The organism is Janthinobacterium sp. 61, from assembly GCF_002846335.1.
Taxonomy (GTDB): Bacteria; Pseudomonadota; Gammaproteobacteria; order Burkholderiales; family Burkholderiaceae_D; genus Janthinobacterium.
In genome coordinates this window covers 3,265,186-3,283,733 of sequence record NZ_PJMQ01000001.1, presented here as the reverse complement: position 1 = coordinate 3,283,733, position 18,548 = coordinate 3,265,186, and the positions used below count along the sequence as shown (strand labels likewise).

The following is an 18,548-nucleotide window of genomic DNA, read 5'->3' as shown; positions in this document are numbered from 1 at the left end:
GTCAGTCGTGATCCTTGCTCGGTGGCAGGGCAGGGCCGGCCGGCAGCGGTGTCACGCCTTGCTGCTGCACCAGGCTCAGTGTGGTCACGAACATGGCCTTGTCATAGGCTTGCGTGCCGCGCTGGCCAGCCGTTTTGTCCGTGTGCTGGACTTCCAGCACATAGCTTCCCTTCCATGGCAGCGGGAAGCTGACCAGGCCTTGCGCATCGCTCCACGCTTCCTTGCCCCAGCCCGATTGCACCACGGCGTTGACCTTGGCCTGCGCCAGCGGCTGGCCCTGGTAGCTGACCTGGAACTGGCCTGGTTTGCCTGTCGGCACGAGGTCCAGCGTCAGTGCGGGCGCCTGCGCCTTGCCGTCGGCGACCAGGCGCGCGGCGGGAATCCACACGGTGCGCGTGGCCTTGCCATCCTTTTTCTCTTCCCATGACGGGTAGTTGTCTTCCTCGACGATGATGCTTTCGCCTGCGCCCACCTTGCCATTCAGGATGAACGCGCCGGCCGTCTTGCTCGCCTGCAGCGGCTGCGCCCCCTTGGCCGACAGCCACGTCACGTTCTTGATGCTGAACTTGTCCAGCAGGCCGGGCGACGCTTCGCGCAGGTTGTCGCCGAATTCGCCGAAATACACGCTGGCCGCCTTGCCGTCCTGCTGCAGCCAGATCTGGTGCGCGCTGGCGTTGCCGCAGGCGATGGCCGCGCCCAGCAGGGCGGTGGCGAGGGCGCCGAGGCGCGCGATGGAAGGTATGTGCATGGTGTATCCCTTATCTTTTTATGTGAATGGAAAATCGGCCGGGTTCCCAAGGACTGCGTGCATCAGTACTGGTAGCGCAGGTTCAGCGCCACGTTGCGCGGTTCGCCGTAATAGCCGCCGTTATAGAAACCCACGCGGCGGAAATACGTTTTGTCGAACAGGTTGTTGACATTCAGGCTGGCCGACAGTTTCGGGCTGATCTGGTAGCGCGCCATCAGGTTGGCCAGCACGTAACTGCCCTGGCTGACACGGATCTTGCTTTTATTTGGCAGGGTGGCCGTCGTGTAAATCTCGTTCTGCCAGTTCAAGCCGCCGCCGATGGTGAGATTTTGCAGCTCGCCCGGCAGGCGGTAGGTGGTCGAGACGCGCAGCATGTTGGTCGGCTGGATGGTGTTGGTCACCACGCCCTTGCCCGTCTTCGATTTGCTGTGCGTGTATCCGGCGAACAGCTGCCAGCCGCTCAAGGGGCTGCCCGACACTTCCGCCTCGTAGCCGCGGCTTTTCGTGCCCTTGCCCGTCGAGACATAGGGGCGGCTGCCGTCCGGCAGCACAAAGGTCAGCGGCACAGATCTGTCTTCCTCGCCCAGGTTGTCCTGCCTGGCTTCATACACGGCGAACGAGGCGTTCACGGCGCCGTCGAGGAATTCGCTTTTCACGCCCGCTTCCACGTTGCTGCCCGTGATCGGGTCCAGAAAGGCGTTGCTCTTGTCCTTCAGGTTTTGCGGCTTGAACAGGTCCGTATAGCTGGCGTACAGCGAAGTGCTTTTGCTCACATCGAGCACCATGCCCGCATATGGCGTGACGACATCGTCCGTCTTGTAGGCCGAGCTGCGCTTCTCAAAACGGCCCTGGGTGTCGTAGCGGTCGTTGTAGGTTTCCCATTTGGAGACGCGCGCGCCGGCCAGCACCTTGAAGCTGTCCGTGACATTGATGCGGGTGGCGATGAAGGCACCCGACTGTTTGGTGGTGGCGACGTCGCGCGCACCCGTGCGCGTCAGGCTGGGTTCGGGCACGTCGCCCGTCCAGTTGCGGAAGTCGGGGATGGTGGTGGCAAATGGCAGCGGATCGGGCAGCAAGGTTTCATTCGTCGTGCCAACGCGCTTCCAGCCGTTCACGCCCAGCACCAGGTCGTGCTGGCGGCCGAACAGGGGAAAGGTGCCGTTGGCCGACAGGTCGAAGTTGTCCTGTTTTTCATCGTAGGGGAAGGCGCCGCTCCAGACTTCCAGGCCGCTGCCGTCGCGTTTCGGATAGCCGCTGCCGCCGTAGAACAGCTTGCCGTTCGAGGAGCTGTCCAGGCGCCCGTAGGCGGCCTTGATCTTCCAGTCGTTGGAGTAGCGGTGCTCGAGGTAGACATAGCTGTTCTGGAACTCGCGCTCCCAGCTGCTCCACTTGGCCGCCATGTTGAACGAGCGGGGCATGTTGGCGGGCGTGCCATCAGAGAAGAACAGGGGGGTGGTGCCCCAGCTCGTGCCCTTCGGCGTATTTTTCTGGTAGTCGATACCGGCCGTCAGCAGGGTGTCCGGCGTCAGGTCCGCCTCGACGATGACGGCGCCCACCAGCTTGCGTTCCTGGTACAGGTCCATATAGGAATGGCGGTTCTGGCCCGCCACGACGACACGCCCGCGGATACTGCCATCGGCATTGAGCGGCGCACTGATGTCGCCTTCCAGCCGGATCTTGCTCCAGGAACCCAGCGTCAGGCCGGCCGAGGCGGCGAACTCCTTGCCGGGACGCTTGTGCAGCATGTTGATGGTGGCCGACGGGTCGCCATTGCCGCTGACCAGGCCCGTGGCGCCGCGCACGATTTCGATGCGGTCATAGATGGCCGTGTCGAACAGTGCATTGGACCCGGAATTGACAGCCACGCCATCGATCTGGTAATTGCCGATGGAAAAGCCGCGCGCAGAAAAATTGGTGCGTTCGCTGTCATTTTCCTGCACCGTCACGCCCGTCGACTGCACCAGCACCTCTGCCAGGCTGTTCAGCCCCATGTCATCCATGCGCTGGCGCGTCACCACGGAAATCGATTGCGGCGTTTCGCGGATCGACAAGCCCATGCGCGTGGCCGTGGCCATCTGTTTTGTCGTGTAGGAACCTGTGTGCTCGGTCGATGCCTTGTCTTGCTGGGCTTGCACCTTGATCTCGCTGAGGGTGGCTTCCTCGGGCTTGGCAGGCACCTCCGTTGCCAGGGCTGCACCTGCGCCCAGCGCCGCCGTCAGCAAGGCTGAATGCACGGCGATGACCAGCGGACGCAGGCTGATGTTGCCAATATGTGGGGAAAACGGGCCGGCAACCATGCCGGCCAACGAACGTGCTTGCGCCATGAAACAACCTTCTTCTCGTGTGCCCACCGTCGAGCGGCTGGCGTTTTTTGGTGTGGGAGGCTTGCTTGGCGGTGGTGCCTGGCTGGCGCAGCGTGTCATCCAGCCGCGCATCGGTCAGGCGACTGCGCGCAGGCTCTGGAGGAGTCTAAATGTGAATGAGAACTATTCTTATTATAGTTCGGGGTTGTGAGACATGCAAGAGTGCAATGTTGTAAGCGAGGACGGCCGCCTCATTCCTGGCGGCGGCCGTCCTGCGGTGCGAGGGTTACAGCTGGCCGCGCAGGGTCAGCATGGCGTTGCGCGGTTCGCCATAGAAGTTGGAACCATAGGCGGCCCACACGCGCGTGTAGTATTTCTTGTCGAACAGGTTGTTCACCGTGAGCGACAGCTCCAGCTTGGGACTGAGGCGGTAGCCAGCCTGCAAGCCCACCGTGGTGACGGGCCCCTGCTCGAATTTCACGGGCCCGTTCAAGCGGTACATGCTGCTGACGCTGCGCAAGCCGCCGCCCACGCTGATTTTATCGAGCGCGCCGGCCAGCCGGTAATTGGTCCACACGTTGACATTGTGGCGCGGCGCGATGAAGGTGTACAGCTGGGCCTTCTGGTCGTCGCTGCCTTCGAGGGTGCGCGTGCTGGTGTAGGAATAGCCGCTCGTGATGTTCCAGCCAGGCAGGGGGCTGCCGCTCAGTTCTGCTTCCATGCCCTGGCTGCGCATCTTGCCCGCGCCGATGGAAAACAGCGGGTTGGCCGGATCGGGCATGACGCGATTTTCATCTTCCATGCGGAACAGGGCCGCATGCGCGTTGACGTTCTTGTCAAACAGTTCCGCCTTCAGGCCCAGCTCGAACTGCTGGCCCGTGCGTGGCTTCAGGGTTTGGCCGGCCGCGTCCGTGGTGGACTGGGGCGTGAAGATGCGCGTGTAGCTGCCGTAGGCCGACACTTGCTTGTTCAGCTCGTAGACCAGGCCCGCGTACGGCGTAAATTTCGCATTGATGGTGTTGCTGACATCGGTGAACTGATTGAAATACGCATTGCGATTGACGGTGTGGTTGTCCCAATGCGTCAGGCGCCCGCCCAAGTTGACGGCCAGCCGGTCCGTCGCCTGCAGGCGGGTGCGCGCATACAGGCCGAACTGTTTGCTGCGGTTGTCGTTGCCGTTGGAAAAAGTGTAGCTGGGCTGCGCGATATTGTTGTCAGGATGAACAATATTGATCGGCGCATTGTCTCCGCCTCCATACTGGAAATTCTTGTGCACCTGGCGGTAGTCGGCGCCCACGATCAGGTCGTGGCTGCGGCCAAACGCCTGGAAGGGCGTGGCCAGCCAGGCATCGAGTCCCTGCGTCTTCCAGTGGCTGCGGTAGTTCCAGCTGACCAGGCAACTGTCGCCCGTGACAGGATCGGCCGAACAGTCGGACCAGCCGAAATTGCGCGACGGTTCGTCCTGCTCACGGTACAGGGCAGTCGCCTTGAACTGGCCACCGTTGTCCAGTTTATGCTCGAGTTCGGCAAAGTACTCCGTGACCTTTTCCGTGATGTGGTTCCAGGCCGGGTCGAGATAGGTGGAGCGGGGCACGTCGAGCAGGCGCCCGTCTTCATACGCGGGCAGACCGAAGGCGGGGCGGCCCTTGTACTCCTGGTAGGTGACGCCGCCCGTCAGTACGGTGCCAGGCGCCACGTCGACGGCAACGGTGCCGTACAACAGCGGTTTTTCTGCATACACGTGGTCGACGAAGGAGCGCCGGTGCTCATAGGCGGCCACCAGGCGGCCGCGCACCCTGCCGTCCGCGCTCAGGGGGCCCGTGACGTCCGCCTCCGCATAGTAGCGGTCCCAGGAACCGGCGCTGAGCACGCCGCTGGCGGCGAAGGTGTCGCGCGCGCGTTTGCGCACCAGGTTGATGGTGCCGCCCGGGTCGCCCGCGCCCTGGAACAGGCCGGCGGGGCCGCGCAACACTTCCACACGGTCATAGATGGCCAGGCCGAAGCCGGCCGACAGGTCGTTGCCCGTGCTGGCCGGCGTCATCACGCCATCGACTTGCACCGCGTCGAGCGCATAGCCGCGCGAATAAAAGTTGCCGTGGTTGCCGCCCGTGCTGCTCGCTTCGACGGTGATGCCCGTCACGCCGCGCATGGCGTCGTCCAGGCTCAGCAAATTCTGGTCGTTCAGTTGCTGGCGCGTCAGCACGGAGACGGACTGGGGAATCTCGCGCAGGCTTTGCCGGCCCTTGCCGATGCTGACCGCCTGCGCCGCGTACGACTTGGTCAGCTCGGTATCGGTCGTCGCCTCCTGGCGCGCGCTGACGGTGATTTCCGCCAGGGTCGCCACCTTGCCCGTGGCGGCAGGCGCGGGGCGGATGATGACGCTGTTGCCGTCAATGGCAGCTGCCAGGCCGCTGCCGGCCAGCAGGCGTTCCAGGCTGTCGGCCACGCTGAGAGTACCGCTGACGGCGGGCGCCGTCTTGCCGGCCACGAGTTCCGGTGCGAACAGCAGTTGTAAATTGGCTTGCCGCGCCAGCTCATTCAGGGCTTGCCCCAGCGGCTGGGCGGCGATGGACAGTTTGACGGGGGACAAGGTTTGCGCCTGTGCCAGGGGGATGTTACCCAAGGCCAGCATGGCGGCCAGGGCGAGCGGGGCGGGTGTCAGATTGAGGCGGGGGGACCACATGTTGCATTTCTCCAGGTTAATTTGTTGTCGATTAACTTGGTAGACGCGGTAGCGAGCCAAATCCTCACCTGAGAATGCGAACTATTTGCATTTATTTTTCAGGCAGCCGCATCGCAGGGGCTTGCGCAGGCATTTTTTCCGCCATGCGGATCTCGCTGACGGCACCATCGCGTACGACGTGTACGGGTAGCAGCTGCGGCAAGGCAGAGGCGAAGCGGTCGAGCTGTGTCAGGCTGAAACTGCCGCCGATGCGCAGCCTGGCCACGGCGGGATCGCGCACGGCCAGGCCCGTGTCGCCATAGCGCTCGAATTCGGCCAGCGCCGCGTCCAGCGGCACATTGTCGAAGGTGACACGGCCGTCGCGCCAGGGCGCCACGCTGCCTGGGGCCAGGCTGGAGATGGCCGACAGGCGGCCGCTGGTATCGCTGCTGATGCCCTGGCCGGCCCGCAGGTTGACCAGATCTTTTCCTGCGCCCGCCACGCGCACCTGGCCATGTTGTACGGCCACGCGCAGCTGGCCGTCGTGGGCCACGGTGTTGCGTACGGAAAACTGCGTGCCCACCACCGTCACTTTCAAAGGACCGCTCAGCACGTCAAACGGCTGGCCCTGCTTCGCTTGCACCTGGAACAGCGCTTCACCGTGCGCCAGACGCACTTCGCGGCGCTGGCGGTACAGGGTGACGTGCAGCTGCGTGGCCGTATCGAGCTGCACGCTGCTGCCGTCTGGCAGGGCAATGGCCAGGCGCTGGCCGCGCATGGTGGCATACGCCTGGCTGAACACGGCTTGTTGCTGCCACCACTGATAGCCGCCCGCGCCCACGCTGAGCAGCAGCATGGCGGCGGCCGCATACGGCAGAACGCGCAGAGAGCGCAGAAGCGGGCGGCGGGGAAATGGTGCTGGCGCTGCCGGTGGCACTGCCCAGCGGGCGGCCACCTGCGCGGGAATCTTGCGCGCTGCGCGGTGCGTATCCTTTAGCTGCGCATACGCTTGCGCGTGCTGCGCATCGGCCGCCAGCCAGGCGGCAAAGTCGGCCTGTTGCTGTGCATCAAGGTTGCCCCGCCGGCTGAACCAGGTGGCGGCCGCCAGCGCCACGCCATCCTGCGTGGCGGCAAAAGCGGCATGCTCGCGCAAGTCCGCCTGCTCCTGGGCAGAGGGGCCGAAATCATGGCGTGGCGGGTGGGCGGTCATGGACGGCATTATGCGCATTCCCGCAGAGAACGCAACTGCGCCTGGCAACTGAGCATGCCGCGAGCGATATGCTTTTCCACCATGCTCACGGAAATGCCCATGCGTGCGGCGATTTGCGCGTGCGGCAATTCCTCAAAAATGTGTAGTACGAAGGCGTCGCGGCAGCGGGGCGGCAATGCGTCGATGGCGGCCACGCAGGCTTGCCAGTCCTGGCTGCTTTCCAGCGCTTGTTCCGGCTGCAAATGGCGCGGCGCGGCCGGATGCGCCGTATCGGGCAAGGCGTCGAGCGCTTCGTGCTGGCGCAAGGTGGCGCGCCGGTGCTGGTCGATCAGCAGGTTGCGCGCCGTGTGGTACAGCAGCGCGCGCGGTTCGCGCACGGCCGCTTCGCCCAGCACGCGCGCATAGCTTTCCTGCACCAGGTCGGCAGCAGCTTCGCGGTTGCGCAAGCTGCGCCAGCAAAAGTTCAACAGTTCTTGGTAATAGCGTGCAACCACGGCGTCCGATGTATAAGTCCGCAGCCAGGAATGCCGCATATGAGAATGATTCTCATTATATGGCATGCCGGGATGTCGCGCTAAGCGGTTTACCGCACCGTGGCAGACGTACAACGCTTTGCCGCGCGCCTGGCATGCGTTACCATCGGAAGTTGATAGGGAGACAAGATGGCTATTCAAATTATCAATACGGCGCCGATTGCCGGCCAGCGGCCCGGCACTTCAGGTTTGCGCAAGAAGGTGGCTGTCTTCAGCGCAGCGCAATACCTGGAAAACTTCGTGCAGAGTGTTTTTGACACGCTCGGCGACTGCCATGGCCAGACCCTGGTGCTGGGCGGCGATGGCCGCTATTACAACCGCACGGCCATCCAGACGGTGCTGCGCATGGCGGCCGCGCACGGCTATGCGCGCGTGCTGTTGGGGCAGGGCGGCATCCTGTCGACGCCTGCCGTCAGTTGCGTGATCCGCAAGCATGGCGCCAGCGGCGGCATCATCCTGTCGGCCAGTCATAACCCGGGCGGCCCCGATGGCGACTTCGGCATCAAGTACAACATCGCCAATGGCGGCCCGGCGCCCGAAAAGGTCACCGAAGCCATGTTTGCGCGCACGCAAACGATCACCGAATACCGCATCAGCGACGCGGCCGACATCGACCTCGATGCGCTGGGATTGGCGCGCATCGAGCAAATGACGGTCGAAGTGATCGACCCCGTTGCCGACTACGGGGAACTGATGCAGCAGCTGTTCGATTTCGACGCCATCCGCTCCCTGTTCGCGGGCGGCCTGCGCATCTGCTTTGACGGCATGCACGCTGTCTCCGGCCCGTATGCGACGGCCATCCTGGAAGGCATGCTGGGCGCGCCGAAGGGCAGCGTCATCAACGGCGTGCCCCTGGAAGATTTCGGCGGCGGCCATCCGGACCCGAATCCCGTCAACGCGCAAGAGTTGATCGCCATCATGGCCGCTGAGGATGCCCCCGACTTCGGCGCCGCCTCGGACGGCGACGGCGACCGCAACATGATCGTCGGCCGGCGCTTCGACGTGACGCCCTCGGACAGCCTGGCCATCCTGGCCGCCAACGCTACGGTGGCGCCCGGCTACCGTGGGGGCTTGAGCGGCATCGCCCGCTCCATGCCCACATCCGGCGCGGCCGACCGGGTCGCTAGCGCGCTGGGCATACCGTGCCACGAGACGCCGACGGGCTGGAAGTTCTTCGGCACCCTGCTCGACGCCGGCATGGCCACCCTGTGCGGCGAGGAAAGCTACGGCACGGGCTCGAACCACGTGCGCGAAAAGGATGGCTTGTGGGCCGTCTTGTTCTGGCTCAACCTGCTGGCGCAAAAACAGCAATCGGTGGAAGACATCGTGCGCGCGCATTGGGCCACGTATGGCCGCAACTACTATTCGCGCCACGATTATGAAGATATCGACAGCGCCGGCGCGCAGCAGCTGATGGAAGCCGTGCGCGGCCAGCTGGCCGCCTTGCCGGGCCAGGTGTTCGATGGCTACACGGTGGCGCTGGCCGACGATTTCAGCTACACGGACCCCGTCGATGGCTCCGTGGCGACGCAGCAGGGCATCCGCATCATCATGACGGATGGCGCGCGCATCGTGCTGCGCCTGTCCGGCACGGGCACCGAAGGCGCCACCCTGCGCCTGTACCTGGAGCGCTATGAAGCCGATCCGGCGCAGCATGACATCCCGACCCAGCAAGCGCTGGCGGGACTGATCGCGGTGGCGCAGCAGCTGGCGCAGATCCGCGAGCGCACGGGGCGCGACGCGCCGACGGTGACGACGTAAAAAGGGCGCCCGAGGGCGCCCTTCTTCATTGTGACAGTTCAAACAGGCATCAGGCTTTTGCCGGGATGACCGCCTGGCGGTAGTTGTCGACCATCTTGTAGCGCCTTGCATACAGGCCGAAGGCCAGCATGGCCACCGCGGCAAAGGCGGCAAAGAAGAACATCTGGAAGGCCGTCACGCTGATGCCGCTTTCGGCGATCTTGCCGATCACGCCTTCGTTCATGACGCTGCGGTTGACGATCAGCACCCACAGGTTGCCGACGGTGGTGGACAAATTCCAGAAGCTCATGATGGCGCCCTTCATGGAGACGGGCGCCTGGCTGTATGCAAACTCCAGGCCCGTCGCCGAGACCAGCACTTCGCCGAATGTCAGCAAGGCGTATGGCAGGATTTGCCACATGATGGAAACGGCGTTGCCGCTGTCAAGCGCCAGCTGCAAGAGGCCGATGACGATCCAGGCCAGCGAGGAAAAGCCGATACCGGCGGTCATGCGGCGCAGGGCCGTCGCTTCCAGGCCGAAGCGGTTCAGCATCGGGTACAGCACCAGATTGTTGAACGGGATCAGCAGCATCACCAGCATCGGGTTCAGCGCCTGCATCTGCGCCGGCAGGAACCAGCTTGGCTTTTCCATGGTATTCGCCTGCACGATCCACGTCGAAGCCTTCTGGTCGAACAGCGAGAAGAACGGCGTGACGAGGGCGAAGATGACGAGGATGCGCAGCACGGCGCGCACGCCTTCGACGGCTTCGTCCGGGTGGATGCCGCGCGCGCGTTCCAGCTGCATGGCCGTGCCGATGCTGCCGAAGGCCAGCAGCAAGACCAGCGCCGTACATGCCGCAATCACGAAGCCCCATTCGGGAATGCTGTAGAACGCATACAGAGCGCCGATCACGCCGACGTAGGCCACATACAGGCCCGGGCGCGAACCGCCATCGACACGCGCCAGCAGGGCCGTGCGGGCCACGCGGGTGAACGAGTCGGGATTCGGCGGCGCCGGCGGCACATGCACGTATTTCTTGGCGCCCATCCAGAAGACGATGGTGGCGGCCAGCATCATCAAGCCGGGAATGCCGAAGGCGATCGACGGACCAAAGTCGCGCAGGAACATCGGCATCAGCAGCGAAGCGAAGAAGGAGCCGAAGTTGATGATCCAGTAGAACAGGTCGAATACCAGCTTGGCCTTGTGCTTGTTGGTCTGGTCGAACTGGTCACCCACAAACGAGGCCACCAGCGGTTTGATGCCGCCGGAACCGAAGGCGATCAGGAACAGGCCGAAATAGAAGCCGTTGACATTGTTCTCAAAAATGGCCAGCGAGGCATGCCCGGCGCAATATACGAGGCTGAGCCAGAAGATGGTGTTGTACTTGCCAAAGAAGCGGTCGGCCAGCCAGCCGCCCAGCAGCGGGAAGAAATACACGCCGATGACGAAGGTGTGGAAGACGTGCTTGGCTTCGCCCGTGCGCTGGTCGATCGGGATCATCAGCAGCAAGGTGCTGATGAGGAATGGCGTCAGGATGTTGCGCATGCCATAAAAGCTGAAACGTTCGCAGCCTTCGTTGGCAATGATGTACGGTATTTGCCGGGGCATCTTGCCCGTGGCGGTTTGTGTCTCGGCCGATGACATTGGCTCTCCCCAAGTTTTTTTTGTAAGCCGCGATGCTAAGGCCTGCCGCGTTTGCTTGCAACAGGAAAAACGGTCTGGCTGCTATTTTGCAGGGATTTGTAAGGTATTGATTTTCATAAAGACATTACTTTCGGCACTTGCGCTTGCACTTGCACGTGCCGGGCGGGGCAGTAACAGCTGCAATTGCAGCATGCCCTCCGATGCGGGGCTGTCCGCCAGGGCAAAACCGCAGCCCAGGTACAGGCTCAACGCCGCGTGGTTGTCCTGCGCCACGGCCAGGCGCACGCGGCCCAGTTCGGAAATGGCGCAAGCATGGTCGATGGCCGCCTGTACCAGCTTCCGTCCCGCGCCGCGCCCGCGCGCCTGCGGCGCCACATAGACGCCCCACAGGCTGGCTTTGTCATGCACGACGGCAATCGGTTCGCGGCGCAGGCCGGCAATGGCGATCAACTGTTCCCCATTGAAAGCGCCAAATATTATTTGGTGTGGTGTGGCACGCAAGCGCTGGGCTATCTGTGCCAGCGGCAAGCCGCTTTCTGCCGCGTGCGTGGTGCAGAAGGCGGCGGGCAGTTCGGCGATGCCGGCCAGGCGCAGCGCGCGGTAGGCGCTGGCGTCGTCTGGCGTGAGGGGGCGGACAGAGGTGGCGGGCATGTGGGCGAGTATCGGTCTTCGATGCCGGAAAGTAAACCTTGCAATGTGCCATTTTCAATCATAAGATATATCTTATTGCGATATATCTTAAGGATGCACCATGTTCCATCTTTTGCGCGGGGCACACCCCGTACGCGCGGCAATCCACCCTCAGGGAGACACGCCGGGCCCGCTTGGCAGTCCGCTTGCCCGCGGACCCAAAATGTTCGATGCGGGCACCTTGCGCTATCTGGTGCTGCAATTGATCGCCGACAAGCCGCGCCATGGCTACGACATCATCAAGTCCATAGCCCAACGCGCCGGCGGCGCGTATGCGCCCAGTCCCGGCGCCATCTATCCGCTCATGCATGGCCTGGTGGGCCATGGTTATGTCGTCGTCAGCCTCGATGGCAACAAGAAACTGCACAGCATCACGCCCGAGGGGCTGGCCTTCCTGGCAGCGAACCGCGCCTATGTCGACGCGATTGCCGCCAAGGTCGATGCGCCGGCCGGCGCGGAAGACGATCTGCGCCAGCTGATGCACGAATTGAAGGCGGCCGTGCTGGCGCGCGGGCGCGCGGGCGAGCCCGATGCCCGTCGCCTCGATGCCGTGCGCGCCATCCTGCGCCAGGCCCGTACCGATATCGAGGCGCTGGCATGATGGCCGCATCGAAGGTCGCGCCTGTTCCCATGCTGACCCCGGCGCGCGAACGCGCGATGCTGTGGCTGCTGGCGCTCACGCAATTTACCGTCATCATGGATTTCATGGTGATGATGCCGCTGGCGCCCCAGCTGATGCAGGCGTTCCATATCGGCCCGGCTGCCGTCTCGGGCGCCGTTTCCGCGTATGCCTGGTGCGCGGGCCTGTCCGGCTTGCTGGCGGCCACGTATATCGACCGCTTCGACCGCAGGAAGCTGCTGTTGACCATGTTTTGCCTGTTTACCGTGTCTAACCTGGCTTGTGCGCTGGCGCCGAACTTCCATGTGCTGCTGTGGTCGCGCGCCTTTGCGGGGTTGACGGGCGGCGTGCTGGGCGCCATCGTCATGGCCATCATCGGTGACGTGATTCCCGCCGAGCGGCGTGGCGCGGCCACGGGCATTGTCATGACCTCGTTTGCCATGGCGGCCGTGGGCGGTGTGCCCACCGGCGTGGTGCTGGCCGCCCACTTTGGCTGGGCCTCGCCGTTTTTCCTGCTGGTTGTACTGTCGCTGCTGATCTGGCTGGGCGCTGCGCGCGTGCTGCCATCGTTGACGGCGCACATGGGCGCGGCTCCCACGCCGCTGCGCCAGGTGCTGCCCAACTTGCTGGCGCTGCTGCGGGAACGGCGTCACCTGGAAGCGTTTGCCTTGTCCATCGTCAACATGACGGCGGGCATGCTGGTGATTCCCTTTATTTCGCCCGTGCTGGTGGGCAATATGGGGCTGGCGCCGGCCGACGTCACGTGGGTGTATCTGGCGGGCGGCTGCGCCACGATCTTCACGGCGCGCCTGATCGGCCGCTGGGCGGACCGAGCCGGCAAGCAGCAGGTGTACCGCTGGGTCTCCCTGATGTCGATCGCGCCGCTGATGTTCATGACGCATTTGCCTCAGTTGCCGCTGCTGGCGCTGATGCTGGTGTTTCCGTTTTTTATGGCCCTCGTCTCGGGCCGCACGATACCGCTGCAGGCGCTGCTGACGACGATACCGGAGCCGCACAAGCGCGGTGCGTTTCTAAGTGCCAATTCGGCCCTGCAAAGCCTGGGCAGCGGCCTGGGCGCGTGGATGGGAGGCCTGACCCTGCAGACGGATGCGGCCGGCCATATCAGCGGCTATGGCATGAATGGCTGGCTGGCGGCGGGCTTGTCGCTGTGGACGGTGTGGTGGGTGGCGCGCGTGCGCGGCGCGGCGCCGCAAGGGGCGCCGGCGTAGGGGCAATTACTGGGTGGCGATGCGCTGCATGGGCGCGTTGTCCTTGCGCCATTGTTCCAGACTCAGCAGGTCGCCTGTGACGATGTCGTCGACGAGGATGCGCTTGCCGTCGGGCGTGACGACAAAGCTTTCCCAGCGGTGGGCCGCGTCCGGCGTGCTTTCGAAAAAGCTCAGCTGATAGCACGCGACGCCATCGACGAGGCGCGTCTCGGGCGACGTTTCCATCACGGCTCCATGGGCGCGGCCGCCGGTAGCCTTTTCGATGTGGGCCGACCATGCCTTGATTTCCGGCAATGCCATCAGCGCATCGACGGCGCGCGCGTTCTGCTCCTGCGCCGCCTGGCTGCTCGCGGCCGGGCCATTGTCAGCGTGCGGCGCGGATTGCTGGTGCAGGTAGAAAGCGCCTAGCCCGGCGGCCAGCAAACCGGCCAGGATGCCGGCGATGATGGTGGTTTTGGAAGAAGAGGCGCGTGGCGGCATGATGGTGGCGTGAGAAAGAAGGACGATGGCGGCCATGCTAAAGCAAAACGCGCGGGTGGGCAATCGCCGGGCTTGTCAAACAGGCTCGCCAAACGGGTCTGCCAAAAAATCTATAGGCGAAAAAAAAGCTACCTTCCGTAGAAGATAGCTTTCGGGGCTGCCGGGCAGGTGCAAACAGCTTTTGGTCTGCCTGTCCTGTCCCGGCGTGTGCGGCCCCGCGTGCCGTCGCCTGCGCGCGGGGCCGCCGGGATTACATCATGCCGTCCATGCCGCCCATGCCGCCCATACCACCCATGCCGCCGCCCATGCCGCCGCCTGCTTTGTCGTCAGCGATTTCGCAGACCATGCAGTCGGTTGTCAGCATCAGCGAAGCGATCGAAGCAGCGTTTTGCAGCGCCGAACGGGTCACTTTGGCTGGGTCCAGAACGCCCATTTCCACCATGTCGCCATACGTGCCGTTGGCAGCGTTGTAGCCGTAGTTGCCCGTGCCAGCCAATACGGCTGCCACGACGACCGAAGCTTCTTCGCCAGCGTTTTGCACGATCATGCGCAGTGGCTCTTCCATTGCGCGCAGGACGATCTTGATACCGGCATCTTGATCAGGATTGTCGCCCTTGACCGTGATGTTGGCGCGTGCGCGCAGCAGGGCTACGCCGCCGCCTGGCACGATGCCTTCTTCCACGGCAGCGCGGGTAGCGTGCAGTGCATCTTCAACGCGGGCTTTTTTCTCTTTCATTTCGACTTCGGTGGCAGCGCCAACCTTGATCACGGCAACGCCGCCAGCCAGTTTGGCCACGCGCTCTTGCAGTTTTTCACGGTCGTAGTCCGAGGTCGCTTCTTCGATCTGTACACGCACTTGTTTCACGCGTGCTTCGATCGAGGCAGCTTCGCCGGCGCCATCGATAACGATGGTGTTTTCCTTGCCCACTTCGATGCGTTTCGCTTGGCCCAGTTCGGCCAGGGTCACTTTTTCCAGGGTCAGGCCGACTTCTTCAGCGATCACTTGGCCGCCGGTCAGGACAGCGATGTCTTCCAGCATGGCTTTGCGGCGGTCGCCGAAGCCAGGTGCTTTCACTGCGCAAGTTTTCAGGATGCCGCGGATGTTGTTCACAACCAGGGTCGCCAGCGCTTCGCCTTCGATGTCTTCTGCGATGATCAGCAGTGGACGGCCAGCTTTAGCGACTTGTTCCAGTACCGGCAGCAGGTCACGGATGTTCGAGATTTTCTTGTCGCACAGCAGGACGAATGGGCTGTCCAGTACGGCAACTTGTTTCTCTGGGTTGTTGATGAAGTATGGCGACAGGTAGCCGCGGTCGAACTGCATGCCTTCAACGATATCGAGCTCGTCGTTCAGCGACTTGCCGTCTTCAACGGTGATCACGCCTTCTTTGCCGACTTTTTCCATCGCTTCAGCGATACGCTCGCCGATCGAGTAGTCCGAGTTCGCCGAGATCGCGCCAACTTGGGCGATTTCTTTGGTCGTGGTGCAAGGACGGGCGATTTTCGCCAGTTCTTCGACGGTTGCAGCAACTGCTTTGTCGATACCGCGCTTCAGGTCCATCGGGTTCATGCCGGCGGCAACGAACTTCATGCCTTCGCGCACGATGGCTTGTGCCAGTACGGTGGCGGTGGTGGTGCCGTCGCCGGCGTTGTCGCTGGTGCGGGAAGCAACTTCCTTGACCATTTGCGCGCCCATGTTCATGAGCTTGTCTTTGAGTTCAACTTCTTTCGCTACCGACACACCATCCTTGGTGACGGTAGGGGCGCCGAACGAGCGCTCCAGGACCACGTTGCGGCCTTTCGGGCCCAGCGTTACTTTGACTGCGTTGGCGAGGATATTGACGCCTTCGACCATCTTGGCGCGCGCTGCGTCGCCGAATACTACTTCTTTAGCTGCCATGTTCAATTCTCCTGAGTTTCGGGATGTATCTGTCTACAACGTGGAAACAATTACTTGACGACGATCGCCATGATGTCTTCTTCGCGCATGACCAGCAGCTCATCGCCGTCAACTTTGACGGTTTGGCCGGCGTACTTGCCGAACAGGACGCGGTCGCCTACTTTGACATCCAGAGGACGGACTTTGCCGTCGTCGAGAATCTTGCCATTGCCTACGGCAAGGACTTCGCCTTGATCCGGTTTTTCAGCAGCTGCATCAGGAATGATGAGGCCGGACGCAGTTTTGGTTTCCTGGTCGAGGCGTTTGACGATGACGCGATCGTTCAATGGGCGCAGATTCATACAAAACTCCTTAAAGTTCAATGGATAAGTGTTGCTAAATGAATACATGTCCGGCACAGCGCCAGACGTGCTTTCAGTGACCGCCGTTGAAAGCAGCCCGCAACGGTCAAGCAAACCCCAAGTCATCCTGTCCTTGCCTGTATCCGGCAGTGGTGCATCGCGGCGTCGCCCGCCGCGTAGCGTTCCCTGCAGTGGTCTGGCAAGCACCATCAGTCCTGAGGATTGCTACGAAAGAGTTTGTTAGCACTCTCTACTAACGAGTGCTAATTATAGGGACGGTATGGGTCAACTTCAAGGGCTTATTCAAGAGGAATATATACATACACGATAAGCAGAGCCTGCATCTGCACTGGGTTTGCGCTGGCGCAAGCCAACTTCCCGGGCGTCAGCAACAGCAGCGACTCTAGCATGCCGTCCGCATGGGGGGCGTTCCTGTACGCGCAGGATACAGAGTTTTACTATGGAATTTGATAAGATGATTGTAATTGCATATCAATATCGTCACACATCATTACTTGCACCAGAAAGAACACCATGCCATTCCCGATTTCCCATCCCGCCCTGCGCCTGCTGGGCGCCACCCTCATCGGCCTGGCCTGCCTGGGCAATGCCGCCGCGCAAACGCCCACCATCGTCGACGAGATTACCGTGGCGACCCTGACACCGCTGGAAAAGGAAATGCTGCTGAACGACTTGTTCAACGATTTGAACAAGGATGACGACGACCAGGAAGCACATGTATGGGACAACGGCGGCGACAGTGGCGTGCTGGTGAAAGTGACGTATAACTTCAGCAATTCCGGCATGACGGAACACAGCCTGAAGGCGCACGTCTGCCGCGACCTGAAATTCGTCGTCACGGCGGGCGGCAAGTCGCAGGACCTGAGCCGCCGCACCTGTTCGCAAAACAGCGGCAAGTGGGACGTGCAGGGCAAGGATCCGGCACCTATCGTATATCCGCCGTTCCTGTCGGACGTCACCATCGCCAGGCTCAATGCCAAGGAACAGAAAGCGCTGCTGACGGCCGCCGTGCGCACTTTGAAAGATGAAGAGGATGGCAAGACGCGCCAGTGGAGCAACAAGGGCTTGGGCAATGCGGTGCCGCTGGCAGTGCGCCTGACGCCCTCGCGGACGGACGCCAAACCTGGCAGCTACAGCCGCACTTGCCGTGACTTGACGATGGTGCTTGACGGCAAGGGTGGGCAACAGACGCTGACGCGCCGCTCTTGCGAAAACCGCTATGGCGGACTCGATATCGAACCTGATTACGTCGACGAGTAAACGCTGCCATCGGGGCGCTGGAAGATGCGCGCACTTGGCGAAAAGCGCCGGAAAAAGTGTGTATTGTCCGCCAACTGCCCTGCATTGATGTAAATATGTGTGACAGCGGCGTGATTCGATTGACGCCCATGGAGCGTCCGCCCTATAGTGGCGGGATGATTTCCGAATTCAACGAATTATCCGACAAGATCGGCCTGCTGGCCGAAATGACCCATGCGCTGCGCCGTGAAAACGCGCAATTGCGCAAGGACAATGCCGCGCTGGCCGCCGAGAACGCCCTGTATGTGCAACGCATGCGCGAGGCGCAGGAGCGGGTGGAAGCGTTGCTGGAAAAAATTCCCGAACTGGTGCAAGCTGGCCTGGAGCAAGCCGCTTCGGAAGCGGGCGCCTATATTGCCGAAAACGAGAGGGAAGCGTAATGCCGCGTGTCGATGTCAATATCATGGGCCAGTCCTACAGCATGGTGTGCCGCGACGGTGAAGAGCGTGCGCTGCGCGAAGCGGCAATCTATCTCGATAGCAAAATGAAAGCCATCCGCGACGCGGGCAAGGTCAAGGGCAATGACCGCATCGCCGTGCTGGCCGCTCTGGGCGTGGCCGCAGAATTCCTCTCCGTAAAGTCGCCGCAAGGTCCGCTGTCGGAGCTGACGATACTGGAAGTGAAGCAAAAAATCTCGGCCATGCATACTGTGCTCGATAGTGCGTTGACGCCCCAGGAAAATCTTTTTTAAACACCGAACCAAACCTGCTGCGCGTCGCGCCTTGCGGCCTGCGATGCTCGCTGTGCTCAAGCACAGCTGCGCTTCTTGGCCACAATTCATCGCCGCTCGCTACGGTTTTGGTCAGTGTTATTAATTGGATTTTAAGCGGACACAGTACGATTTGTCTTTGCGATGCGCGATCAAAGGAGTAAACTTGGGTCTACCCTGCGGTGTTCGCGATTGCCATATATTCCTTGAACCATTTATGCGCATCGGTTGCGAATTTTGTTTGATGGGAGTGAGCGTCGCTCGTTCGACGAACCCGAAATTGAACTAACGTGACCACCTTGAACCGTTTGGTTCGGGATGCCGGCATAGCGGCACAGGCGGGGCCCAATTTGCATTACCACTGAAAACGGTTGCCGCATCATGCGCAACCGTTTTTTTACGTCTGTCGCTTTGATACG

The 18,548-nt window shown here is 62.3% G+C and carries 16 protein-coding genes and 1 other RNA gene; 7 read left to right on the top strand and 10 right to left on the bottom strand.

Features of this window, described 5'->3' with window-relative positions:
• Position 1 precedes the first annotated feature (1 nt).
• From CLU92_RS15040 to CLU92_RS15020, 5 genes are all read right to left on the bottom strand, one after another.
• Entirely contained in the window at positions 2–748 is a 747-nt protein-coding gene (locus CLU92_RS15040; protein ID WP_101482530.1) for a DUF4198 domain-containing protein, read from the bottom strand.
• 62 nt (positions 749–810) lie between these two features.
• Complete coding sequence (locus CLU92_RS15035) at positions 811–3,072, bottom strand: TonB-dependent siderophore receptor (protein ID WP_180338522.1); 2,262 nt, start codon at positions 3,070–3,072, stop codon at positions 811–813.
• A 265-nt stretch (positions 3,073–3,337) separates the two neighbouring features.
• The gene (locus CLU92_RS15030) at positions 3,338–5,734 is read right to left on the bottom strand and encodes a TonB-dependent receptor (RefSeq protein ID WP_101482528.1); all 2,397 of its coding nucleotides are present in this window, start codon (positions 5,732–5,734) and stop codon (positions 3,338–3,340) included.
• 91 nt (positions 5,735–5,825) lie between these two features.
• A complete protein-coding gene (locus CLU92_RS15025; RefSeq protein ID WP_257561087.1) occupies positions 5,826–6,932 on the bottom strand; it encodes a FecR domain-containing protein in 1,107 nt (368 codons plus the stop codon).
• A complete protein-coding gene (locus CLU92_RS15020) occupies positions 6,932–7,456 on the bottom strand; it encodes a sigma-70 family RNA polymerase sigma factor (protein WP_101482527.1) in 525 nt (174 codons plus the stop codon). The genes CLU92_RS15025 and CLU92_RS15020 overlap by 1 nt, the downstream gene beginning before the upstream one ends.
• Before the next feature lie 129 nt (positions 7,457–7,585).
• On the opposite strand from CLU92_RS15020, the gene CLU92_RS15015 reads away from it, so the two are divergent.
• Complete coding sequence (locus CLU92_RS15015) at positions 7,586–9,217, top strand: alpha-D-glucose phosphate-specific phosphoglucomutase (protein WP_101482526.1); 1,632 nt, start codon at positions 7,586–7,588, stop codon at positions 9,215–9,217.
• Between the two features lie 49 nt (positions 9,218–9,266).
• Here CLU92_RS15015 and CLU92_RS15010 read toward each other — a convergent pair whose 3' ends face one another.
• Both CLU92_RS15010 and CLU92_RS15005 read right to left on the bottom strand, forming a co-directional pair.
• Positions 9,267–10,841 carry an oligopeptide:H+ symporter gene (locus CLU92_RS15010; RefSeq protein WP_101482525.1) on the bottom strand — a complete coding sequence of 525 codons (1,575 nt, stop codon included), beginning with the start codon at positions 10,839–10,841 and terminating at the stop codon, positions 9,267–9,269.
• An 81-nt stretch (positions 10,842–10,922) separates the two neighbouring features.
• Positions 10,923–11,492, bottom strand: a complete 570-nt coding sequence (locus CLU92_RS15005; protein WP_101482524.1) for a GNAT family N-acetyltransferase — start codon at positions 11,490–11,492, stop codon at positions 10,923–10,925.
• 202 nt (positions 11,493–11,694) lie between these two features.
• On the opposite strand from CLU92_RS15005, the gene CLU92_RS15000 reads away from it, so the two are divergent.
• Positions 11,695–12,132, top strand: a complete 438-nt coding sequence (locus CLU92_RS15000; protein ID WP_101482523.1) for a PadR family transcriptional regulator — start codon at positions 11,695–11,697, stop codon at positions 12,130–12,132.
• On the top strand, positions 12,129–13,379 hold the full coding sequence (locus tag CLU92_RS14995) for an MFS transporter (protein ID WP_101482522.1): 1,251 nt from the start codon (positions 12,129–12,131) through the stop codon (positions 13,377–13,379). Before CLU92_RS15000 ends, CLU92_RS14995 begins: the two co-directional genes overlap by 4 nt.
• Positions 13,380–13,385: 6 nt before the next feature.
• Here CLU92_RS14995 and CLU92_RS14990 read toward each other — a convergent pair whose 3' ends face one another.
• The 3 genes from CLU92_RS14990 to groES form a co-directional block, all read right to left on the bottom strand.
• Entirely contained in the window at positions 13,386–13,895 is a 510-nt protein-coding gene (locus CLU92_RS14990; RefSeq protein WP_101482521.1) for a hypothetical protein, read from the bottom strand.
• Between the two features lie 214 nt (positions 13,896–14,109).
• Entirely contained in the window at positions 14,110–15,759 is a 1,650-nt protein-coding gene (gene groL / locus CLU92_RS14985; RefSeq protein ID WP_010400981.1) for a chaperonin GroEL, read from the bottom strand.
• Between the two features lie 50 nt (positions 15,760–15,809).
• Complete coding sequence (gene groES, locus CLU92_RS14980; RefSeq protein WP_010400979.1) at positions 15,810–16,100, bottom strand: co-chaperone GroES; 291 nt, start codon at positions 16,098–16,100, stop codon at positions 15,810–15,812.
• Between the two features lie 534 nt (positions 16,101–16,634).
• Between groES and CLU92_RS14975 the strand changes: the two genes are divergently transcribed.
• The 4 genes from CLU92_RS14975 (at position 16,635) to ssrS (ending at position 18,478) form a co-directional block, all read left to right on the top strand.
• Entirely contained in the window at positions 16,635–17,381 is a 747-nt protein-coding gene (locus CLU92_RS14975; protein ID WP_101482520.1) for a hypothetical protein, read from the top strand.
• Between the two features lie 128 nt (positions 17,382–17,509).
• On the top strand, positions 17,510–17,800 hold the full coding sequence (locus CLU92_RS14970; RefSeq protein WP_306821367.1) for a DUF904 domain-containing protein: 291 nt from the start codon (positions 17,510–17,512) through the stop codon (positions 17,798–17,800).
• Positions 17,800–18,111: a cell division protein ZapA gene (locus CLU92_RS14965; protein WP_034747344.1), complete on the top strand. Its 312-nt coding sequence runs from the start codon at positions 17,800–17,802 to the stop codon at positions 18,109–18,111. The genes CLU92_RS14970 and CLU92_RS14965 overlap by 1 nt, the downstream gene beginning before the upstream one ends.
• 189 nt (positions 18,112–18,300) lie before the next feature.
• Positions 18,301–18,478, top strand: a non-coding RNA gene (ssrS, locus tag CLU92_RS14960) — 6S RNA.
• Positions 18,479–18,548: the final 70 nt, after the last annotated feature.

Coding starts and splice junctions, on each gene's coding strand:
- CLU92_RS15040 (WP_101482530.1), bottom strand. CDS start 748: ATGCACATACCTTCCATCGCGCGCCTCGGCGCCCTCGCCACCGCCCTG.
- CLU92_RS15035 (WP_180338522.1), bottom strand. CDS start 3,072: ATGGCGCAAGCACGTTCGTTGGCCGGCATGGTTGCCGGCCCGTTTTCC.
- CLU92_RS15030 (WP_101482528.1), bottom strand. CDS start 5,734: ATGTGGTCCCCCCGCCTCAATCTGACACCCGCCCCGCTCGCCCTGGCC.
- CLU92_RS15025 (WP_257561087.1), bottom strand. CDS start 6,932: ATGCCGTCCATGACCGCCCACCCGCCACGCCATGATTTCGGCCCCTCT.
- CLU92_RS15020 (WP_101482527.1), bottom strand. CDS start 7,456: ATGCGGCATTCCTGGCTGCGGACTTATACATCGGACGCCGTGGTTGCA.
- CLU92_RS15015 (WP_101482526.1), top strand. CDS start 7,586: ATGGCTATTCAAATTATCAATACGGCGCCGATTGCCGGCCAGCGGCCC.
- CLU92_RS15010 (WP_101482525.1), bottom strand. CDS start 10,841: ATGTCATCGGCCGAGACACAAACCGCCACGGGCAAGATGCCCCGGCAA.
- CLU92_RS15005 (WP_101482524.1), bottom strand. CDS start 11,492: ATGCCCGCCACCTCTGTCCGCCCCCTCACGCCAGACGACGCCAGCGCC.
- CLU92_RS15000 (WP_101482523.1), top strand. CDS start 11,695: ATGTTCGATGCGGGCACCTTGCGCTATCTGGTGCTGCAATTGATCGCC.
- CLU92_RS14995 (WP_101482522.1), top strand. CDS start 12,129: ATGATGGCCGCATCGAAGGTCGCGCCTGTTCCCATGCTGACCCCGGCG.
- CLU92_RS14990 (WP_101482521.1), bottom strand. CDS start 13,895: ATGGCCGCCATCGTCCTTCTTTCTCACGCCACCATCATGCCGCCACGC.
- groL (WP_010400981.1), bottom strand. CDS start 15,759: ATGGCAGCTAAAGAAGTAGTATTCGGCGACGCAGCGCGCGCCAAGATG.
- groES (WP_010400979.1), bottom strand. CDS start 16,100: ATGAATCTGCGCCCATTGAACGATCGCGTCATCGTCAAACGCCTCGAC.
- CLU92_RS14975 (WP_101482520.1), top strand. CDS start 16,635: ATGCCATTCCCGATTTCCCATCCCGCCCTGCGCCTGCTGGGCGCCACC.
- CLU92_RS14970 (WP_306821367.1), top strand. CDS start 17,510: ATGGAGCGTCCGCCCTATAGTGGCGGGATGATTTCCGAATTCAACGAA.
- CLU92_RS14965 (WP_034747344.1), top strand. CDS start 17,800: ATGCCGCGTGTCGATGTCAATATCATGGGCCAGTCCTACAGCATGGTG.